Annotated in this window: 16 protein-coding genes and 5 tRNA genes; 7 read left to right on the plus strand and 14 right to left on the minus strand. The window is 46.3% G+C overall.

Going from position 1 to position 18,672, the window contains the following annotated elements; translation table 11 throughout:
* Positions 1–39: 39 nt before the first annotated feature.
* A complete protein-coding gene (locus BLW49_RS18180) occupies positions 40–423 on the minus strand; it encodes a helix-turn-helix domain-containing protein (RefSeq protein WP_090726018.1) in 384 nt (127 codons plus the stop codon).
* 265 nt (positions 424–688) lie between these two features.
* Here BLW49_RS18180 and BLW49_RS18185 point away from each other — a divergent pair, with 265 nt between their 5' ends.
* Positions 689–1,531 (plus strand): DegV family protein, encoded by an 843-nt coding sequence (locus tag BLW49_RS18185; protein WP_090726020.1) that lies wholly within the window; start codon positions 689–691, stop codon positions 1,529–1,531.
* Between the two features lie 204 nt (positions 1,532–1,735).
* On the opposite strand, the gene BLW49_RS18190 is transcribed toward BLW49_RS18185, so the two are convergent.
* The 3 genes from BLW49_RS18190 to BLW49_RS18200 all read right to left on the minus strand — a co-directional run bounded on the left by BLW49_RS18190 (position 1,736) and on the right by BLW49_RS18200 (position 2,037).
* Positions 1,736–1,818: transfer RNA gene (locus BLW49_RS18190), tRNA-Leu, on the minus strand.
* A gap of 9 nt (positions 1,819–1,827) precedes the next feature.
* Positions 1,828–1,903 (minus strand) — tRNA-Lys (locus BLW49_RS18195).
* Between the two features lie 62 nt (positions 1,904–1,965).
* Positions 1,966–2,037: transfer RNA gene (locus BLW49_RS18200), tRNA-Glu, on the minus strand.
* Between the two features lie 240 nt (positions 2,038–2,277).
* On the opposite strand from BLW49_RS18200, the gene BLW49_RS18205 reads away from it, so the two are divergent.
* Both BLW49_RS18205 and BLW49_RS18210 read left to right on the plus strand, forming a co-directional pair.
* Positions 2,278–3,054 (plus strand): DeoR/GlpR family DNA-binding transcription regulator, encoded by a 777-nt coding sequence (locus tag BLW49_RS18205; RefSeq protein WP_090726021.1) that lies wholly within the window; start codon positions 2,278–2,280, stop codon positions 3,052–3,054.
* Positions 3,054–3,932, plus strand: a complete 879-nt coding sequence (locus BLW49_RS18210; protein WP_090726367.1) for a Cof-type HAD-IIB family hydrolase — start codon at positions 3,054–3,056, stop codon at positions 3,930–3,932. The genes BLW49_RS18205 and BLW49_RS18210 overlap by 1 nt, the downstream gene beginning before the upstream one ends.
* A 235-nt stretch (positions 3,933–4,167) precedes the next feature.
* Here the strand turns inward: BLW49_RS18210 and BLW49_RS18215 are convergent.
* From BLW49_RS18215 to BLW49_RS18225, 3 genes are all read right to left on the minus strand, one after another.
* Positions 4,168–4,256, minus strand: a tRNA-Ser gene (locus tag BLW49_RS18215).
* A 1-nt stretch (position 4,257) separates the two neighbouring features.
* Positions 4,258–4,333: transfer RNA gene (locus tag BLW49_RS18220), tRNA-Asn, on the minus strand.
* Positions 4,334–4,376: 43 nt separating this feature from the next.
* The gene (locus BLW49_RS18225) at positions 4,377–4,847 is read right to left on the minus strand and encodes a SprT family protein (RefSeq protein ID WP_076311975.1); all 471 of its coding nucleotides are present in this window, start codon (positions 4,845–4,847) and stop codon (positions 4,377–4,379) included.
* 119 nt (positions 4,848–4,966) lie between these two features.
* Here BLW49_RS18225 and BLW49_RS18230 point away from each other — a divergent pair, with 119 nt between their 5' ends.
* Positions 4,967–5,323 (plus strand): hydrolase/acyltransferase, encoded by a 357-nt coding sequence (locus BLW49_RS18230; RefSeq protein WP_076311976.1) that lies wholly within the window; start codon positions 4,967–4,969, stop codon positions 5,321–5,323.
* Between the two features lie 179 nt (positions 5,324–5,502).
* Positions 5,503–5,649 carry a cortex morphogenetic protein CmpA gene (gene cmpA / locus BLW49_RS18235; protein ID WP_090726023.1) on the plus strand — a complete coding sequence of 49 codons (147 nt, stop codon included), beginning with the start codon at positions 5,503–5,505 and terminating at the stop codon, positions 5,647–5,649.
* Between the two features lie 72 nt (positions 5,650–5,721).
* Here cmpA and BLW49_RS18240 read toward each other — a convergent pair whose 3' ends face one another.
* From BLW49_RS18240 to BLW49_RS18270, 7 genes are all read right to left on the minus strand, one after another.
* Positions 5,722–7,911, minus strand: coding sequence for a Tex family protein (locus BLW49_RS18240; RefSeq protein WP_090726369.1), 2,190 nt, complete (start codon positions 7,909–7,911; stop codon positions 5,722–5,724).
* 530 nt (positions 7,912–8,441) lie between these two features.
* Complete coding sequence (locus tag BLW49_RS18245; protein ID WP_090726371.1) at positions 8,442–10,631, minus strand: alpha-galactosidase; 2,190 nt, start codon at positions 10,629–10,631, stop codon at positions 8,442–8,444.
* Positions 10,632–10,891: 260 nt separating this feature from the next.
* Complete coding sequence (locus tag BLW49_RS18250; protein WP_047912142.1) at positions 10,892–11,242, minus strand: type II toxin-antitoxin system PemK/MazF family toxin; 351 nt, start codon at positions 11,240–11,242, stop codon at positions 10,892–10,894.
* A gap of 3 nt (positions 11,243–11,245) precedes the next feature.
* Positions 11,246–11,527, minus strand: a complete 282-nt coding sequence (locus tag BLW49_RS18255; protein ID WP_047912143.1) for a CopG family ribbon-helix-helix protein — start codon at positions 11,525–11,527, stop codon at positions 11,246–11,248.
* Between the two features lie 227 nt (positions 11,528–11,754).
* The gene (gene alr, locus BLW49_RS18260; RefSeq protein ID WP_076311977.1) at positions 11,755–12,951 is read right to left on the minus strand and encodes an alanine racemase; all 1,197 of its coding nucleotides are present in this window, start codon (positions 12,949–12,951) and stop codon (positions 11,755–11,757) included.
* Positions 12,952–13,290: 339 nt separating this feature from the next.
* The gene (locus BLW49_RS18265; protein ID WP_090726025.1) at positions 13,291–14,529 is read right to left on the minus strand and encodes an outer membrane lipoprotein-sorting protein; all 1,239 of its coding nucleotides are present in this window, start codon (positions 14,527–14,529) and stop codon (positions 13,291–13,293) included.
* A gap of 187 nt (positions 14,530–14,716) precedes the next feature.
* A complete protein-coding gene (locus tag BLW49_RS18270) occupies positions 14,717–15,280 on the minus strand; it encodes a GbsR/MarR family transcriptional regulator (RefSeq protein ID WP_076311979.1) in 564 nt (187 codons plus the stop codon).
* Positions 15,281–15,652: 372 nt separating this feature from the next.
* Between BLW49_RS18270 and BLW49_RS18275 the strand changes: the two genes are divergently transcribed.
* Both BLW49_RS18275 and BLW49_RS18280 read left to right on the plus strand, forming a co-directional pair.
* Complete coding sequence (locus tag BLW49_RS18275) at positions 15,653–16,858, plus strand: quaternary amine ABC transporter ATP-binding protein (protein WP_076311980.1); 1,206 nt, start codon at positions 15,653–15,655, stop codon at positions 16,856–16,858.
* Entirely contained in the window at positions 16,851–18,599 is a 1,749-nt protein-coding gene (locus BLW49_RS18280) for a glycine betaine ABC transporter substrate-binding protein (protein WP_076311981.1), read from the plus strand. Before BLW49_RS18275 ends, BLW49_RS18280 begins: the two co-directional genes overlap by 8 nt.
* Positions 18,600–18,672 lie beyond the last annotated feature (73 nt).

The raw sequence follows: 18,672 nt of genomic DNA on the forward strand, positions 1-18,672 counted from the left end.
CATGGCCTTTCGTATGTAAAGCGCACTATCAAATCATAGTCAAGACAGTTCATCCGTACCGTTATCTGCTCGCTTCTGCTTCCGATAACGTGTGAATTCGATATATTCCTTAATGAATTCCTGTTCCTTTATCGTCAAACCAGAAATCGTATCATCCGAAAAAGCATGCTCCGAATGCCCCTTAGTCTCATAAGTCGCGCTCTGCTCTTTAATAAGAGTATCGCTTTTACCGACCATAATCCAGTCCAGACTGACATCAAAAAAGGCTGCAATTTCGATCAGCTTAGCCGTACTTGGTATAGATTTTCCCCGTTTCCAATCACCTAGATTTCCGGTGCTAATCTTAAGTTCCTCACAGAAGGCTTTTTTTGTCATCCCACGCTCATTAATTAATTTCTCAATTCGTAAATAAATAGAATGCATATAAGCCCGCCTTCCAGTTATGTCATTATCTAGTCCATTTTGCAAATAAACTTCACAATAATTTCATATTATATCATACACAAGTTCTATCCTCAGCCTACCATTTGAACCTGGTATGCCTACTCGTATATACTAATATAAATGTCCAGATTAATAGAGCAAAAGTGCTAACTGCCCTTCCCTTTTAAGCCTTTACGAATATACGAATATTAGGAGATTATCACTCGTCTTTAACAGTCTGGATTTTGGCATAAGGAGTGAATGAATGAAGAAGATTAAGATCGTGACGGACTCTACAGTGGACATTCCCCAATCCGTCATACAGCGTCATGGAATTGAAGTGGTACCTCTATCCTTTTCTATTAATGGTGTGAATTATGTCGATGGTATTGATATTACTCCAGAACAATTCATCCAGAAAATGAAGCAGAGCAACGAGCTGCCCAAAAGCTCACAGCCTGCAGCTGGTGAATTTTTGGAGCGTTACAACCGGCTTCATGAGGAAGGTTATGAAATTATATCCATTCACATGACAGGCAGTATGAGCGGTACGGTACGTTCAGCAGAAATGGCTGCCGAGATGTCCAGCGCCAAAGTAACTGTCATTGATTCTCAATACATTTCGAAGGGCCTCTCGTTTCAGGTGCTGGAAGCAGCAGCATGGGCAGCAGAAGGTAAGAGCACTTCCGAGATTGTCGATCGATTGACCGAAATTCGTAATCAGACTAAGCTATATGTCGCAGTAGATACCCTTGAGAATCTGGTAAAGGGCGGACGTATCGGTAAGAGCAAGGGCCTCATCGGCTCACTGCTTCATATTAAACCGATTGCTATGTTATCTGACGGTAAGTATACACCTGTCATCAACCTGCGCAGTCACGCCCAAATCGTCAGACATTTGGCCAAACAATTTGCAGAAGACGTGAAGGGCAAGACTATTCATAAAGTAGGAATTGCTCATGCAGAAGGGCATAAGTTAGCAGAGCAGTTGAAGGAAGCAATCATGGAATTAACAGGTCACAGTGATATTGATATCAGCTATACTTCTCCTATTATTAGTACGCATACCGGTGTAGGCGCCATTGGCTTTATGTATTATTATGGTTAAGCTATCAAAACTAAACTATAGATGTGAGACATGATAGATAAGGACTATCTCTTGAGACAGCTACTACTCAAGTATAGTCCTTTTTTTAATGTACAATGCAGAATAAATCATTTTACCAGAATCGTCATACATTACAGCAGTCAGCAGGAGACATAAAAAGAGCCTTACGTTAAGCACGTAAGACTCTTTCACTAGTTATTAGGATGCGGTCGAGAGGACTCGAACCTCCACGGGTATACACCCACTACCCCCTCAAGATAGCGTGTCTGCCATTCCACCACGACCGCATATTAAACTGGTGAGCCATGAAGGACTCGAACCTTCGACACCCTGATTAAAAGTCAGGTGCTCTACCAACTGAGCTAATGGCTCTTGCTGAGTAATCCAATGATGTATGCCACTATGCGAAGTACATAAAACAAGGTTGGATAAAGTGACCCGTAGGGGATTCGAACCCCTGTTACCTCCGTGAAAGGGAGGTGTCTTAACCCCTTGACCAACGGGCCTTATTTTTTTCGATCGCTCATTGGCGACTTTTAGAGTATATCAAATATAATAAGTATTTGACAAGCCCTTTTTTTAAAAAAAATATAAATAAGTTTTTAACCCTGATTGACTACCATATTTCACCAAAATAACGTAGATTGATGCACAATTACATGCTGTTCAATCTATTTAGGTTGCATAATTGCTTAATTTGACTTATGATGACTTATATTGATGCATCAACGTAAGGGGGTTTCCGCTTGTATCAGGAAGAACGCATGCAGCTTATCATGGACCATCTGGCCAATTCAGGTCGAATCTCTATAGAAGAAATCTGCTCGATCTTTGAAGTGTCCAGGGATACAGCAAGACGAGATCTGATCAAGCTTGAAGATCAGGATCTCATTGTACGCACCAGAGGCGGCGCACTACTCCCCTCCCCCATTCAGGAATTTAAAAATTATAAAGATCGTTTGACTACCGTCTCGAATGAGAAAAAGGCGATCGGTCGTCTGGCAGCTGCTCTCGTTCGCAAGGGAGATCGCATTATTCTGGACTCTTCAACCACCGTTCAGGCCTGCGCCGAATATTTACACCCGCAAGATTGCACGGTGATTACGAACTCAATTAACTCGGCAGACCTGCTGTCAGATAAAGATTCCATTCAAATCAGGCTTTTGGGAGGAATATTGCACAAGGAGCATCGCTACGTCTATGGCGCTTCCGTCATTGATACCTTATCCAACTATCATGTCGAGAAGGCTTTTATTGGTGTAGGTGGAGTGACGACCGATGGGCTTAGCTCTGATGATGAAGAAGGCAAGGTAAAGTTCAAGATGATGGAACAAGCCGATACCGTCATTGTGCTCGCGGATCACTCGAAGTTCGGACGTAACTATTTTTACCGATTTGCAGATTGGAGCATGGTCGACATCATGATTACAGATCGTTCTCCAGATAAAGAAATGCTGGATTTCTTCAAAAAGAATCAAGTTGAAGTGTTAATTCCCGACGACGATCAGGAGGTTACCCTATGATTAAGCTCATTGCTATAGATTTGGATGGAACACTGCTAAACAGTGACAGTAAGATTAGTGAAGAAAATGCAAACGCCATCCGCAAAGCCCAAAGCCTGGGCGTACACGTTACGATTGCTACAGGTCGAGCTCATGCTGACGTTAAGGCGATATGTGCAGAAGCCGGAATTAACACGCCGGTGATCGGTGCAAATGGAGCGACAACGCATGATGAGAATTCAAACCGAGTGGAGTCCATTCCAATGGATAGAAATACAGCTATGTCCGTACTGGAATGGCTTGATCAAAACCAATTTTATTATGAGGTCCTTACCGACCAGGCGATTTATTCGCCAAATGAAGGCCATCAGCTCATGTCTATAGAAATTGACCGTGCCTTAAGCGCGAATCCGGAAGAGAGCCTGGACCGCCTGCTTCGTATGGCAGAGAAGCAATATGAACAAACCGGAATTGTGCGAATCCCTTCCTATCGCAGCATTCCGCAGGATGCGGAAATTTACAATATCTTGTCTCTATCCTTTGATAAGCAGAAGCTTGAGCTCGGACGTGCGAGATTCCGGAACAATCCGGAGGTAACCATGGTCATTTCTGCAGATCACAATTTTGAAGTTGAGCATCCGGATGCTTCTAAAGGAAATGCACTGAGCAAATTGGCTGCAAGGCTTGGTATCTCACTGGAGCACACGATGGCGATTGGAGACAGCAATAATGATGTATCCATGCTTACCCTTGCCGGCAGCTCTGTCGCGATGGGCAATGCACATCCAGATATTCAGGCTATTGCCAAAGAGGTTACGCTTACCAATATTGAGAATGGCGTTGCGTACGCTATTGAACGCAAGCTGGCAGGCCTGAATTTGGAGCCCTCTTTAACTTAATTTTTGTGAATGCTGTAAGTAGATTCTGCCTTTTATGTCCTATGAAGCAAAAAAAAGCCCTCGCGGGCTTTTTTTGTTATATCGGACGGAGAGAGAGGGATACTCTCTTTCGGTCGAGACTGCGATGTAATCCTCCCGAAGCTTATGCTCCGACGAACCCTTATGGGTTCTCATCCCATCTATTATGTTCCATAAAGCAAAAAAAGCCCTCGCGGGCTTTCTTTGCTTTATGGAACGGAGAGAGAGGGATTCGAACCCTCGCACCGCTTACGCAGTCTAACCCCTTAGCAGAGGGTCCCCTTATAGCCACTTGGGTATCTCTCCATGGCTCCCCGAACAGGACTCGAACCTGTGACAACTCGATTAACAGTCGAGTGCTCTACCAACTGAGCTATCAGGGAACGTCAGCTGTAATTAATAATTTATCAAAAGTTTAGACGAGAGTCAAGCCTTCGTCAGCTCTGTTATTTTGAGTCTGCCGCTGCAGCGTCCACAGCGATATTTGCGCACATCTACTTTACGCTTACGCTTGTACACCTGTGAGCAGCTCTGACAGATCAGCTCATATTTATAGGGGAGTGATCTGCGAGCTTTTCCACCAGGCAAGCCCTGGCAGTACCTGCTCCCTCCTACCTGAGCTAACAGCTGCTTGAATTCCGGATCACGATGCTTATAGCCTCTTCCGCGTATATGCAAATGATAATGGCATAGCTCATGTTTAATGATCTTCTCTACCTCATCCGCTCCGTACACCGCTAACTGATGCGGATTAATCTCAATACGATGGCTGCGAAGCATATATCTGCCGCCTGTTGTCGTCAAACGTTTGTTAAAGACAGCCTCATGGCGAAAAGGTACACCGAAGCTATCCATGGATATCCGTTCTATCCAAGCCTGTAATTCTTCGTTTGTCATTAGATTCACACTTCTTCAGCTCACTTCCGTGCATTGTTTCTACTTGATTGTAACTATACCTTGGGATACACTGTCAAGGAACGTTTAAGAACGACGACCAAAAGGGGAGAATCATCGTTATGTCCAAGATGCGCTATATCATTATGCAGCATGCTGCTGGTCAGCTCGAATTTGTAGAAATGCCATCTGATTATGCCTATCAGCTCAGTGCTCTGAATCTGCGTCTCCACAAAGAGATCAGCAAGCTTACAGCAGATGTGGTTCCAACCTTACCAAGGGCCATTGCTGAATGCGATCAGCTGGATTTGCTCGAAGAGCAATACGCCATCACAGGCGGTCTTGATTATATTAACCAGCTGGAACGATCCTTTGCTTCTGTCAAAGAGGAGCACTACCCACTAGTTGCCCTGTTAACAGAGATTCGCGCCCTTCAGGCCCAGCTCGAACAATGGTATGAGGAAGAAGAACTCATCTAATTAACTCCTCCTGAATTAGAAATGACAAAATAACCGTTCTGCAGATCAAACTAAAGAAATGACGAATGTCTTCTTTAGCCGATCTGTCCAGAACGGTTATTTGATGTAGACCTGCACTAATCGGGCGTTTCCCCCATATGCTAACGTACAGATGTTAACGGGTGTTAGGAGGGATTCCCTTGCCACAGTGGCTGAGTAACCAACTTATGCGTGCATTTCACAAAAAGGACAGTCGTCAAATCAAGCTCTTGAACGAATGCTGGTTCTTCTATCGCAATCGTCCGGGCAATACTGGCGGAATAGAGGCCAATGATTCCAGACTATAGTAATCCATCTACAGCCGATAGCGCTTCTCTTTGCTCTCAGCGCATCGGCTGCTTTTTAACTTAAATGTCTATTTAAGCTTTATTCGGGTTCTTCATTGTCAGTGCAACTCGGCCTTTCTTCAGCTCGACACTAAGTACCCACACCGTCACATTATCTCCTACAGAAACGACGTCCATTGGGTGCTTCACAAAGCCTTCACTCATCTGCGAGATGTGGACAAGCCCATCACTCTTAATTCCAATATCCACAAAAGCGCCGAAGTCGATAACATTCCGTACGGTTCCCTGCAGCTCCATACCCGCTTCCAGATCCTCAATCTTAAGCACATCGGTACGGAAGATTGGCAGCGGCAGCTCGTCCCGCGGATCGCGGCCCGGACGCTGCAGACTATCGATAATATCACGTAGTGTAGGCACACCCACCTCTAACTTGCCTGCAAGCTCTTCTATCCGCTGCTCATCGAGCATCTGCGCAAGCTCTTGGCTGCCGAGCTTGTCCAGATCCACCTTCAGCTCTTGGAAGAGCCGATCCACAACAGCATAGGATTCCGGATGGATTGCAGTGCGGTCCAGCGGATTCACTCCTTCAGAGATACGCATGAAGCCTGCACATTGCTCGAAGGTCTTCGCTCCTAAACGAGGGACTTTTTGCAGCTCCTTGCGTGTAGTGAATTTGCCGTTCTCCTCACGGTACTTCACAATGTTTTTGGCAATCGTTGCATTAACGCCTGCCACATACGACAGCAAGGAAGGAGAAGCGGTATTCACATCTACCCCTACATGGTTAACCGCGGATTCAACCACGGCCTTCAAGCTGTCCTCCAAATGCTTCTGAGAGACGTCGTGCTGATACTGGCCTACTCCAATGGCTTTGGGATCGATCTTGACGAGCTCTGCAAGCGGATCCTGTACACGGCGGGCAATCGAGGCAGCACTCCGCTCTGCTACATCCAGGTCAGGGAATTCCTCTTGAGCCAGCTTGGAAGCAGAATACACACTGGCACCTGCCTCGTTAACGATCAGATAAGCGAGTGACTTGGCTTCAAGCTCTTGAATGACCTCGGCCACGAACTGTTCTGTCTCGCGCGAAGCCGTTCCGTTACCAATTACAATCAGCTCAATATCATACTTGTGGATCAGCTCGTTAAATTTCTCTTTTGCTGCCTGCTTCTTATTGTTAGGCGGTGTTGGATAAGTCACAGCCACCTCCAGCAATTTACCCGTATCATCCACAACCGCAAGCTTACAGCCTGTACGGTAGGCAGGATCGACTCCCAGCACCCGCTTACCCTTGATCGGCGGCTGCAGTAGCAGACTGCGCAGGTTACCAGAGAAGATCGAGATCGCCTGGTTCTCCCCTTTTTCCGTAAGCTCGGCTCTGACCTCGCGCTCGATGGAAGGAGCAATCAGACGCTTATAGGCATCCTCAATTACGAACCGCATTTGCTCCTCAACGACCGAAGAAGGCTTCAGAATCTGGCGTCCAATATAGTTATGAACCGGTTCTGCATTCACATCGAGCCCGATCTTAAGAATATTTTCCCGCTCTCCCCGATTGATCGCCAGGATGCGGTGTGGCGGCATTTTTTTGGCCAGCTCACGGTAGCTGTAATAGTTCTCATACACGGATTCCACTTCAGCATCCTTCGCCTCGGAAGTGAGCACTCCATGGTCCAGCGTATAACGGCGAACCCATTTGCGAATTTCTGCATCGTCTGCAATATTTTCCGCAAGAATATCCAGGGCTCCTGCTAGTGCAGCTTCTGCACTCTCTACACCCAGCTCCTCATTCACATAGCTTGCTGCCTCTTCAAGCACATTTCCGTTCTTGGGCTGATTCCAGATCCATTCGGACAAGGGCTCAAGGCCTCTCTCCTTGGCAATGCTGGCACGGGTTTTTCTTTTTTGACGATAAGGCCGGTACAGGTCCTCTACCTCTTGAAGCTTCACTGCCTCGGTAATGGCTGCTGTAAGTTCTGGTGTAAGCTTACCCTGCTCATCAATAATCCGGATAACTTCTACCTTGCGATCCTCCAGATTGCGCAGATACAGGGTACGCTCTTCAATAAGACGCAATACGTTCTCATCCAGTTCACCGGTCATTTCCTTACGATATCGTGCGATGAAGGGTATCGTATTTCCTTCGTTCAGGAGGCCGACCGTCGTTCTAACCTGCTTGATTGTAAGCGACAGCTCCTTAGCCACTTGCTTCACAATTCGCTCTTCACGCTCTTGTTTCACTTGTTCTTCGTTAACTTCCATTGTCGTTGATTCCGTCAAAAAAATCCCTCTTTCCTGTAGGAATTACCTGGGGCGATCTTGAGTTGGAGGCGCTAGAGCAAACTACGAAGCTTAATGCTGCGCCTGTGAGTATGGTCTTCCAATCGCTGTTGTTCTTAGAGTTATACGATTTAATAAGACCTGATAAGGTTCAACTCTAAGAACAAAGGCGAACGCATTCGCTTCTCCAGTCCATTCTCACCTGCTCCGCAGCGCTCCGTTAATGCTGATGCATCCTCCAAAAAAATATCGCACCCTCCAATTTTTCTTTTTTTATATACTGCACATATTTTTTAGGTTAGTAGAAGTCGGTTTGTGCTCCGCTTCATTCTCTTTATTTTTCGGTTTAAAATGATTATTTTATCATCCGTTAATGAATGATGATACTTTATTATCACAGAACTTGACCTTAATTTCCACATCTGACCTGCTTTCCACCCCTTTTCAGGACAAAAAAAGACCGTTTCGGCCCACTTCAGTTATGGCCAAAACGGTCTGACTTTATATTAAATTTACACTCTCTTGAACCGATGAAGCTCGCTGTGGAAGTCTCCCTTTTTGCTTCCCACCGAAATTCCTGCATACATCAGTGCATCACCACTGTATACGCCATCTCCATTAACAAGGGCATAATCACGATCCGGGTCCAATCCGGTCAGCTTGAGGCGGGCCAGCGGAGCATTAGGCTCTGCAAGAACACGGAAGTAGAATACAGCAACATCCACGCCGTCTGGTGATACGAACATCCAAGCGGTTTCATTGCCTTCAAACGGACTTAAGAGCCGGTAGAATACACCGAATTGCACAAGCTCACGGATTTCCTTATAGAGTTCAACCTGCGCAGCTACAACGGACTTCTCCTCATCTGTGAACTTGGTCAGATCCAGCTCATAACCAAAATTACCGGACATTGCGACATTACCGCGAGTCTCAAGGGAAGTTGTACGTTCTACCTGGTGGTTAGGTACTGCTGAGATGTGCGAAGCCATCGCACTGACCGGATAAACAAGGCTTGTACCATATTGAATGCGAAGGCGGGATACCGCATCCGTATTATCGCTCGTCCAGGTCTGAGGCATGTAGTACAGCATCCCTGGATCGAAACGTCCACCGCCGCCGGAGCAGCTCTCGAACAGAATGTCAGGGAAAGCAGTGGTGATGCGTTCCATCACATCATATAGACCTAGCATATAACGATGTGCCGTCTCCTTCTGTCTCTCCGCAGGCAGCTGTGCAGAACCAATCTCCGTCATATTCCGGTTCATATCCCACTTCACATAAGTAATCGGTGCACTTGATAAAATATCTGTAATCATACGAACGATTTCATCCTGTACATCCTTGCGTGACATATCGAGCACGAGCTGCTGTCTGCCCTCTGTCCGGCGTCTGTCCGGGACATGCAGACACCAGTCCGGATGTGCCTTATACAATTCGCTGTCCGGTGAGATCATCTCCGGCTCGAACCACAGACCAAATTGCATTCCGGTATCGGTCACACGTTTCACAAGATGATCAAGTCCATCCGGCAGCTTCTTCTTGTCGACAACCCAATCTCCCAGCGAAGAGTTGTCGCTGTCACGATGACCGAACCAGCCGTCATCGAGAACAAATAGTTCGATGCCAAGCTCTTTGCCGGCTGCCGCAATACTCTCGATCTTGTCTGCATTGAAATTGAAATACGTCGCTTCCCAGTTGTTAACCAGAATTGGACGCTGCTGATCTCTGAATTTCCCGCGGGCTAATCTCTCCCGATACAAGGCATGGTAGCTGCGTGACATCCCGCCAAGACCTTGATCGGAATATACCATGACGACTTCTGGTGTTTGGAATGACTCTCCTGGTGTGAGCTGCCACCCAAACTCAAATGGATTAATACCAAGGGACATTCTCGTCGTCTTGAACTGATCCACTTCTGCCGCTGCTACGAAGCTTCCACTGTACACAAGGCTGAAGCCAAACACTTCACCGGACACTTCCGTTGCTCCAGGGGTAAGAAGCGCTGCAAATGGGTTCTGCTGATGTGAGCTGGATCCGCGGCGGCTTTCGACACTTTGCGTGCCCACCGTCAGCGGCTTGCGGATAATTTCCCGCTCCCTGACCCAAGCACCTGATAACTGAAGCCACTCGTAATCCGCATGTGGAAAATCAATACTTGCGCTCAGTGCACGCAAAATTTCACTGGTCGCATCGCCTGTATTGGTAATCCGGGCAGAGCGGGTAATCGCATTATAATGATTATAGGCAGTATAGCTAAGCTCAAGCTTGATTCCAGCAACCGCATCCTCCAGCTGAATAATGAGCGTATCTGCTTCATCCTCTTGCTCTATATAAGTCTGTGGAAGACCTTCTAACTGCGGCTTTCCGCGCACAATGCTGTGGCCTGTATATAAGAACTCGGTTACTGTGGAACCGTTTGCTTGTTTCAATTGAAGTGCCGGATTTCTAAAGTCACTCGTACCATATACCGGATATTCCTGCGGCAGTGTATCAAAGGATATTGTCCGGTCCTCAGGCACGGGATTTGGGCTGAAGGAAGAGCGCTCCTGACGCACCTGAAGCCAGCTTAAGTCACCGTGTCTTAGTTTTTTTCCATAATAGAGATGAGTCAAATGTCCTGTAGGCATGACTTGAAATACATAACTTGCTTCTACGGTTTGCAGATGGAATAATCGCTTTTCCTCGGTATAGAAAATCCCCATATTTCCCTCCATGGTCTCCACTGTTTCCAGCTTATCGGCTATCATTCGTAAGATGAATAACAGCGCTTTCAACAACATGAGACATCTTTTTATTTTTTTCTCTCATCAGTATAGATTTCTCTAGAGCGGAATGCAATGAATTATCTTCGTCTCTTGTTAGCGGTTTCAACTAAAAAAAGTACCAATCCCGTTAATATCCTGAAAAAAAAGAGAGTGCACGGCCTATATAAGACCATGCCCTCTCTTCACTCGAACAGTAATTAGAAATCAATTAATCCCAGACTGATCTGTAGAGCTTCACCCACAAGCTTCATCGTATCATCATCCAGATGCGTAATCTTGTCAGTTAGGCGCTGTTTGTCAATCGTTCTAATCTGTTCGAGCAACACAACAGAATCCCGATCAAAACCGTGCAGTTCTGCATCAATTTCCACGTGGGTCGGCAGCTTCGCCTTCTGAATCTGAGCCGTAATGGCCGCAACGATACAAGTAGGACTAAAGCGGTTGCCAATATCATTCTGGATCACAAGCACCGGTCTGACTCCCCCTTGCTCGGAACCGACAACGGGTGAAAGATCCGCAAAAAAAACGTCGCCGCGTTTAACGATCAATGTTTACACCCCGCTCACTAAGCGGCCCAGAGTGCTGTCTGCATCATCCTCCGCGTGAAAAGCTTCAGAAGCCATGGTCAAATTAATCTTGGCCATTTCCATATAGCCGCGCTGCATCGACTCCCGGATATAACGCTTCTTCCGTTCGTTTAAATACAGCTTCATGGCTTGCCTGATGAATTCACTGCGGTTCGAATTCTCCATTGCTACAATACCATCTACTTCCTGTAAGAGATGATCCGGCAAACTAATCATAATCCGTTTGGTGTTCTGTACATTGGTCAAGTTCTCTTCCACCCCCACACAAAACCTTACGCCACTGTGAACCAGTATAACGTTATTTAAGGAAATTTATACAAGAGGATATATATGCCCCGCGTATATCAACTATGCATTACTCATTATAAACGGTATGATATGATACGTACATCATCCATTTTGCGAATAACTACACTTTTCGCGGACATTAGACGAAAATCCTCTTTTCAAAAGCGAAAAATTTCCGGAAAATTTTAGGATAAGAGAGAGTTTACTCGAGATATGACTTGACCGGACCTCATGTACACACGCGGAATTCGATTCGCTAGCATACAGATCACTTCATAGTTAATGGTACCCAGCTTGGAGGCCAGTTCGTCGGCACTAATGGTACTGCCCATCTGCTGACCGATGATAACAACCTCTTCACCTGCTTTAATATCTTCCTGTTCTTCATTTAACGATTGTAATGACACCATACACTGATCCATGCAGATCGTACCAACGACTGGAACGCGGCGTCCGCGTACTAATACTTCTACCTTACCGCCGAGCATACGTGAAAAACCGTCTGCATAACCGATAGGCAAGGTTCCAATCTTCTCGTCCTTGGACGAGTAGTATCTTGTTCCATAACTTATACCCCAGTGTTCAGGAACCTCTTTTACGTATACAATCTTCGTCGTAAGTGTCAGCACTGGGAGCAAGTGAACCGCATTATGATCAACCTCGGCTGACGGATATAATCCGTACAGGCTGATGCCTATCCGAACCATGTCCAGACTCAGCGTCGGTGTATCAATTGCAGCTGCACTATTCCCCGTATGTATGATTGGGATGCTGTAGCCCTGATTTCGCAGTGCACTCACCACATCCATAAATCGTTGGTACTGTATAAGTGTATAGGCTTTATCCTCTTCGTCCGCCTTGGCAAAATGGGTATATGCCCCTTCAAGCATGACATAAGATAATCGTTTCAAGCGCTGAGCATAATGCTCGGCATCTTCCGCTGTGATGACACCTAATCGTCCCATTCCACTATCAATCTTGAGATGGACCTTCAATAGGTTATCCTGATGATCATCCAATGCGAAAGGTTCGAGAGCTTCAATACTCTGCAGCACCTCTTCACTAAACACTGTAACCGTAATTTGGTGCTTGTAAGCAACCTCAATACCTTCCGGCGGTGTATATCCCATTACCAGAATCGGCGAGCGAATACCTGCCTGTCTGAGTTCAAGCGCTTCATCCAGAAATGCAACATTCAGATAGTCCACATCCAGCCGTTCCAGCTCTTTTGCAATTTCCACTGCTCCATGGCCATAGGCGTTAGCCTTCACACATGCACTGAAGAGCACACCTTCTGGCAATACGTTACGAAAACGATCCACATTATGTCTTAAATGATCCAAGTTGATTTCAGCTTGGGTCGGGCGATACTGTCCTTGCACCCGCAGTCACCTTCCCTGATTTACATTTCCACTACAGCAATAAGTCTTATCGTATAAAACAGGGAGACCGCTGTCAAATACAGGTGTTTCTAATTATGGAACCTTTAAAAAAGAGGATACACTCATAACATACCCAATACCTTCACAGATAAAAATCCTGGAGTTATTTTCGCACAATTAAAAGTATTTCCATTACTCATTCTTCCAGCAGACCGATGGAGCGTTCCACAAAGAGGCGAACAGCCGTTATTTTACGGAAGACATCCATAAATAACGGCTTGATTTATTATATTACATATAAAATGATTTGGTTCTTAGTAATAAGCAGACGCTGCCTAATTATTTACCCGTTTGATCCTGCATTGAAGCAGCGATTTTCACCATTTCGGATTCCGGCAGATCATCGCTCGTAATTCTATATTCCATTCCCTCATCAAACCAGGTCAGCGTTCTCGGCAGTTCGGTTGTAATCATCCCAATTGTGAATCCGAGATCGACTGGGCTCGTTACCGCATAGGAGGATGCACGGTCCTGAGGTCTTGCTTCTATAATGGTATAATTATATGTTCCTTCGAATCGAAGCATAACTGCGTAATCATCCTCTGTCTCCATAATGGTCGGCTCGCCTTTGAAATCGACACCTTCCGGCAGATAGGTAGGCTCGATCACGCCGAAGTCTCCAAGCTCAGGAATATCGATAGCACCCGTTGTTTCATCTGTAGCTTCAGGTGACTCAGCTGCATCATTCGCAGGAGCTTGTTCGTTGTTCACCTCAGCACCCGGGGCATTCGCCTCTGGAGTTCCTGATTCGGTTCCTGGGTCTGTCTCCCCTGCATTGTCTTCCGGAGTTGTAACCTCCTCGTTGACTTGCGGAACGGCTTCACCGCTCTCGCTGTCGCTAGGCTCGGTAATCGTACCTTCGGCAGGTGCTTGACTTTGACCTGCATTTGCAGACATATTCTTCTGCATATCAAAGGCTTCTTTCTCGAATTTCGTACCAAACTCAAATTTGTCAAACTTCACATCCACTACGACCTTCGCATTGGCATCCGATACAGATACCTGCTTCGGAGCATAGTCCGCTTTGTTCAGCCAAATTTTTTGGCGTACAAGGGAATGCGTATTGTAGTTGGCAGCGACATCAAAAACATAGCTTTCTTCCTCATCGACAAACTGACGCGTGTTGTCTCCAATAATGCTGCGAACCAGTGTTTCATACAGATACACTTGACCCTGGTTATCCGGCCAGTCGCTTTGGAAGCGGAAGCTCTTGTTCAGACTAGGTGTGAGAACGAATACACCATCATCATTACGCAGGACGATCTGAGTGATGTCCTTCTTGGCATTTGTCAGCGCAATACGGTAATACGAAGGCTTTTGGTGCCATACTTCAACTTTGTACTCCTGAGGCGCATCTCCTGAATAGAGGGTCATTACACCTGATCCCTGATAACTCTCAAGACCACCCACGACTTCGTTCAAATCCTTTACTACTGAATCTGCATCCTTTGGTCCACAAGCCGCAAGCAGACCCGAAAAGCACAGAACCATGGCTAGAACCCATGATATCCGGCGCATGACATCATCCCCTTTAACACTGATTTCAACTGATTGATACATGTTTATGAGGGACTTGTTCGATTTATGCAGACTGGCCTGACAAGCATGACAAACATATTTTTAAAGCGATGAAATCCTTGGTTAGAGGGGAAAGAATCCATCAAAAAAAAGAGCCCCTGAGGGCTCTGCGTATGCTGTGCTGCTGCTACTTAAGATCTTCTTCCTTAGGAACCAGTTCAAAGATTTTTTCCGATTCCATCGTATCAATGAGACGATTCAGCCACTTGTAATAAGCCACAGCTGCCTTCATCTTCTCCATATCCTGAATAAGGACCTCCTTCAGAGGTTCGTCATCCTGATGCGCTCTGAGCATACGCTCAATCTCTTCAATGGCCTTCTTGAAAGAAAGCAGATTACTCTCCGCCGCTTTTCTCCATTTGATCGCAAAATAGTCCGTAAACGTCTGATGCCAGTCGTATTCAACCTCATATTGATCTTTACGGGACCCCTTGCTCCATACCTTATTCACCATCTTCATATCAAGGAGATTACGTACGCCTGTACTCATGCTGGTCTTGCTCATTTCCATCTCTCGTCCCATATCATCCAGCGTCATCGGCTTATCGGCAAAAAAAAGCAGTCCATATAAATGTCCGGAAGAGGAGCTGAGTCCATACAAGTCCATATTTTTACCAACGGTTTGGATTACGCGCTTGCGAATATTCATTAGTTTGTCTTGCTGCTGTTCATTTAATTGGTCCAAGCTCATGCTTGCAACCTCCCATTCTAAATCGTCAGGTATTAAAAAGAGTCAAGATAAGAGGTCTTATTCTCTCACCGACATAAACTGAATCCATTCAGGACAAAATATAGGCACCTAAACATAACATGATCTATTTTAGAAAAAGCATCACTAAAAGTAAAGAAACGACAGCCCTAGATTGACATCAAAAAACAACATTAAACCTTGATGTGACAGCACTTCTAACATCGTACAGTTTTTTCTGTACATACTTTACGTTCTGAATGTTCGTTTGAAATTATACATTTTATTTGTTACACTGGCAAAGGCTTATGTTCAGAAAACAAGCTTCACAGCGTGTATATCCGCTCTGCAAGCTAAAAATAAAGGAGTGTACCTATGACCATTCTGGAAGTCAGAAACGTCAGCAAGCTGTTTGGTCCCGGCGCAAGCGAGGGCGCAAAGCTGCTCAGTCAAGGCTGGGACAAGAAACGGCTGGCCACAGAAAAAGGAATCACTGTTGGTGTGAACCAAGTCAATATGGAAATTAAGCAGGGAGAAATCTTTGTGATTATGGGCTTGTCCGGAAGCGGAAAGTCTACTCTAGTGCGAATGCTAAATCGCTTGATTGAACCCACCTCCGGTGAAATTCTTGTTCATGGCAAGGATCTTCGCAAGATGAACAAAGAACAGCTCCGTGAAGTGAGAAGAAAAACAATCAGCATGGTGTTCCAGAGCTTTGCGCTTCTGCCGCACCGTACCGTGCTGGATAACGTAGAATATGGACTTGAAATTCAAAAAGTGGATAAATCCGTTCGTACCGAAAAAGCCAAAGAAGCTTTGGCGCTTGTCGGCCTCAAAGGCTGGGAAGACAAGCTGCCAAGTGAGCTGAGTGGTGGTATGCAGCAGCGTGTGGGTCTCGCCAGAGCACTGGCCAATGATCCTGAAGTCATGCTCATGGATGAAGCCTTCAGTGCGCTTGACCCTCTGATCCGCCGTGATATGCAGGACGAGCTGCTCGAGCTGCAGGATCGGATGAAGAAAACCATTGTCTTCATTACACATGATCTGGATGAAGCGCTCCGTATCGGGGACCGAATTGCACTGATGAAAGACGGTGCAGTAGAACAGATTGGAACACCGGAAGAAATCATGATTCAGCCAGCGAACTCGTTCGTCGCACGATTTGTGGAGGATGTGGATCTGTCGAAGGTTCTGACTGCTGCTCATGTTATGCGCAGACCAGAGACCATTACTCTGGATCGTGGACCTCGTGTTGCTCTTGAGCTCATGCGTGAAAGAGGGATCTCGAACTTATTCGTTATTGACCGTTCGAAGAAGCTGCTCGGCGTTATTACTGCTGAAGACGCTGCACGTGCTTCTAAGGATGGACAAACCATTCAGGATATTCTAATCACCGATGGTCCTCAAGTACCGCCGGAAACGCTTATGAATGAACTGTTCGAAATTACGAGCTCTGCGAAGGTTCCCCTTGCCGTCGTTAATGAGAATGGAAGACTGGAAGGCGTTATTGTGAGAGGCGCACTCCTCGGAGCGCTTGGTGGAGAAGTATCTGCAACGAAGGAGGAATCTATAAATGCCTAAGTTACCTATTGCGGAATGGATTGATGCCATTGTTGATTGGCTGAATGTATCCATTGCCGGATTCTTCCGTCTCATTTCAACCGTGATTGAGAGCGTCGTTGGATTTTTCTCAGGGCTGTTTATGCTTCCACACCCTATTCTTTTTATCATCATCATAGGAGTCATTGCTTACTTGCTAGGTAAATGGAAGCTCGCCCTGTTTACAGTACTCGGCTTCCTGCTTATTTATAACTTGGGATACTGGCCTCAGTCCATGGATACACTTGGGCTTGTTGTCACCTCGGGTATTATATCTATTGTAATCGGCGTACCCCTTGGGATTTTGTCTGCATACAGCCGTTCTATAGAGCGTATCGTCACACCGATTCTTGACCTGATGCAGACGATGCCTGCCTTTGTATACCTGCTTCCGGCAGTAACCTTCTTCAGTCTAGGCGTTGTACCGGGTGTTATTGCTTCTGTTATCTTCTCTATACCGCCTACCATTCGGATGACCCATCTCGGGATTCGTCAGGTATCAAAAGAGCTGGTTGAGGCTGCAGATGCATTCGGATCTACATCTAGCCAGAAGCTGTTCAAGGTACAGCTCCCGCTTGCCATGCCTACGCTGATGAGCGGTGTGAACCAGACCATTATGCTGTCACTGTCCATGGTCGTTATTGCTTCCATGATCGGTGCGCAAGGGATTGGTGCAGAAGTATACCGTGCAGTAGGACAGCTTCAAATCGGTAAGGGCTTTGAGGCTGGACTTGTTGTCGTCGTTCTTGCTATTGTGCTTGACCGATTTACACAGAACCTCGTCGGCAAGCCGGGACAAAAGAAGAAGAGCCGCCTTACTTCCAAGCAGCGGATCTGGATCGGTTCGGCTGCAGCAGCTATTGTACTGATTGCAGGATTCTCTCAATATTTTGTGGGCGGATCGAATACAGGCGGAACTGCCGCCAGCGGCAGTGTTGGTGAAGAAGTAAATTATGAGATTATCGGAATCGACCCTGGTGCCGGCATTATGGCATCCACTAATAAAGCCATTGAAGATTATGAGCTGACCGATTGGACCCTTGTCGAAGGCTCTGGTTCCGCTATGACTGCCATGCTGGAGAGAGCAATCCAGAATGAACAGCCGATTATTATAACTGGCTGGACACCTCACTGGATGTTTAATAAATATGATCTGAAGTACTTGGAAGATCCGAAGAAGTCTTACGGTGAAGCCGAAGAAATTCATACTGTTGCACGTAAAGGTCTTCAAGAAGACCATCCGACCGCCTATGAGTTTCTGGATCGGTTCCAATGGACTCCTGAGGATATGGGTGAAATCATGATTGCCATTCAGGATGGTGCTTCTGCGGAGGAGGCTGCAGCGGAATGGGCTGAAGCTCATCCAGATAAAGTAGACGAATGGATCAGCGGGCTATCACCGGTCAGCGGTGATTCCATCAAGCTCAGTTATGTAGCTTGGGATTCTGAAATTGCGAGTACCAACCTCGCCGATTACATTCTGTCCGAGAAGCTCGGATATAATGTCACTTCACTTCAGGTGGAAATGGGACCCATGTGGCAGGGTGTAGCCAGCGGAGATGTAGATGCATCCCTTGCCGCTTGGCTGCCGGTAACATCCGCTGCTTATGTGGAGAAATACAAGGATCAAATTGATGATCTGGGTGTCAACCTGGAAGGTGCCAAGACAGGTCTTACCGTACCTGCTTACATGGATATCGATTCCATCGAAGATTTGAAGTAGGCTAACAGCATAAAGCCGCAGTGAACTAGGTCTTCCTAGATCACTGCGGCTTTTTCTATCGATGTCCAGCTGG

Source organism: Paenibacillus sp. PDC88 (assembly GCF_900106725.1).
Classification (GTDB): domain Bacteria; phylum Bacillota; class Bacilli; order Paenibacillales; family Paenibacillaceae; genus Paenibacillus; species Paenibacillus shunpengii.

What these genes read in the sequence shown, in the direction of transcription:
- BLW49_RS18180 (WP_090726018.1), bottom strand. Translation starts at nt 423, where the DNA reads ATGCATTCTATTTATTTACGAATTGAGAAATTAATTAATGAGCGTGGG.
- BLW49_RS18185 (WP_090726020.1), top strand. Translation starts at nt 689, where the DNA reads ATGAAGAAGATTAAGATCGTGACGGACTCTACAGTGGACATTCCCCAA.
- BLW49_RS18225 (WP_076311975.1), bottom strand. Translation starts at nt 4,847, where the DNA reads ATGACAAACGAAGAATTACAGGCTTGGATAGAACGGATATCCATGGAT.
- BLW49_RS18230 (WP_076311976.1), top strand. Translation starts at nt 4,967, where the DNA reads ATGTCCAAGATGCGCTATATCATTATGCAGCATGCTGCTGGTCAGCTC.
- BLW49_RS18240 (WP_090726369.1), bottom strand. Translation starts at nt 7,911, where the DNA reads ATGGAAGTTAACGAAGAACAAGTGAAACAAGAGCGTGAAGAGCGAATT.
- BLW49_RS18245 (WP_090726371.1), bottom strand. Translation starts at nt 10,631, where the DNA reads ATGGGGATTTTCTATACCGAGGAAAAGCGATTATTCCATCTGCAAACC.
- BLW49_RS18265 (WP_090726025.1), bottom strand. Translation starts at nt 14,529, where the DNA reads ATGCGCCGGATATCATGGGTTCTAGCCATGGTTCTGTGCTTTTCGGGT.
- BLW49_RS18270 (WP_076311979.1), bottom strand. Translation starts at nt 15,280, where the DNA reads ATGAGCTTGGACCAATTAAATGAACAGCAGCAAGACAAACTAATGAAT.
- BLW49_RS18275 (WP_076311980.1), top strand. Translation starts at nt 15,653, where the DNA reads ATGACCATTCTGGAAGTCAGAAACGTCAGCAAGCTGTTTGGTCCCGGC.
- BLW49_RS18280 (WP_076311981.1), top strand. Translation starts at nt 16,851, where the DNA reads ATGCCTAAGTTACCTATTGCGGAATGGATTGATGCCATTGTTGATTGG.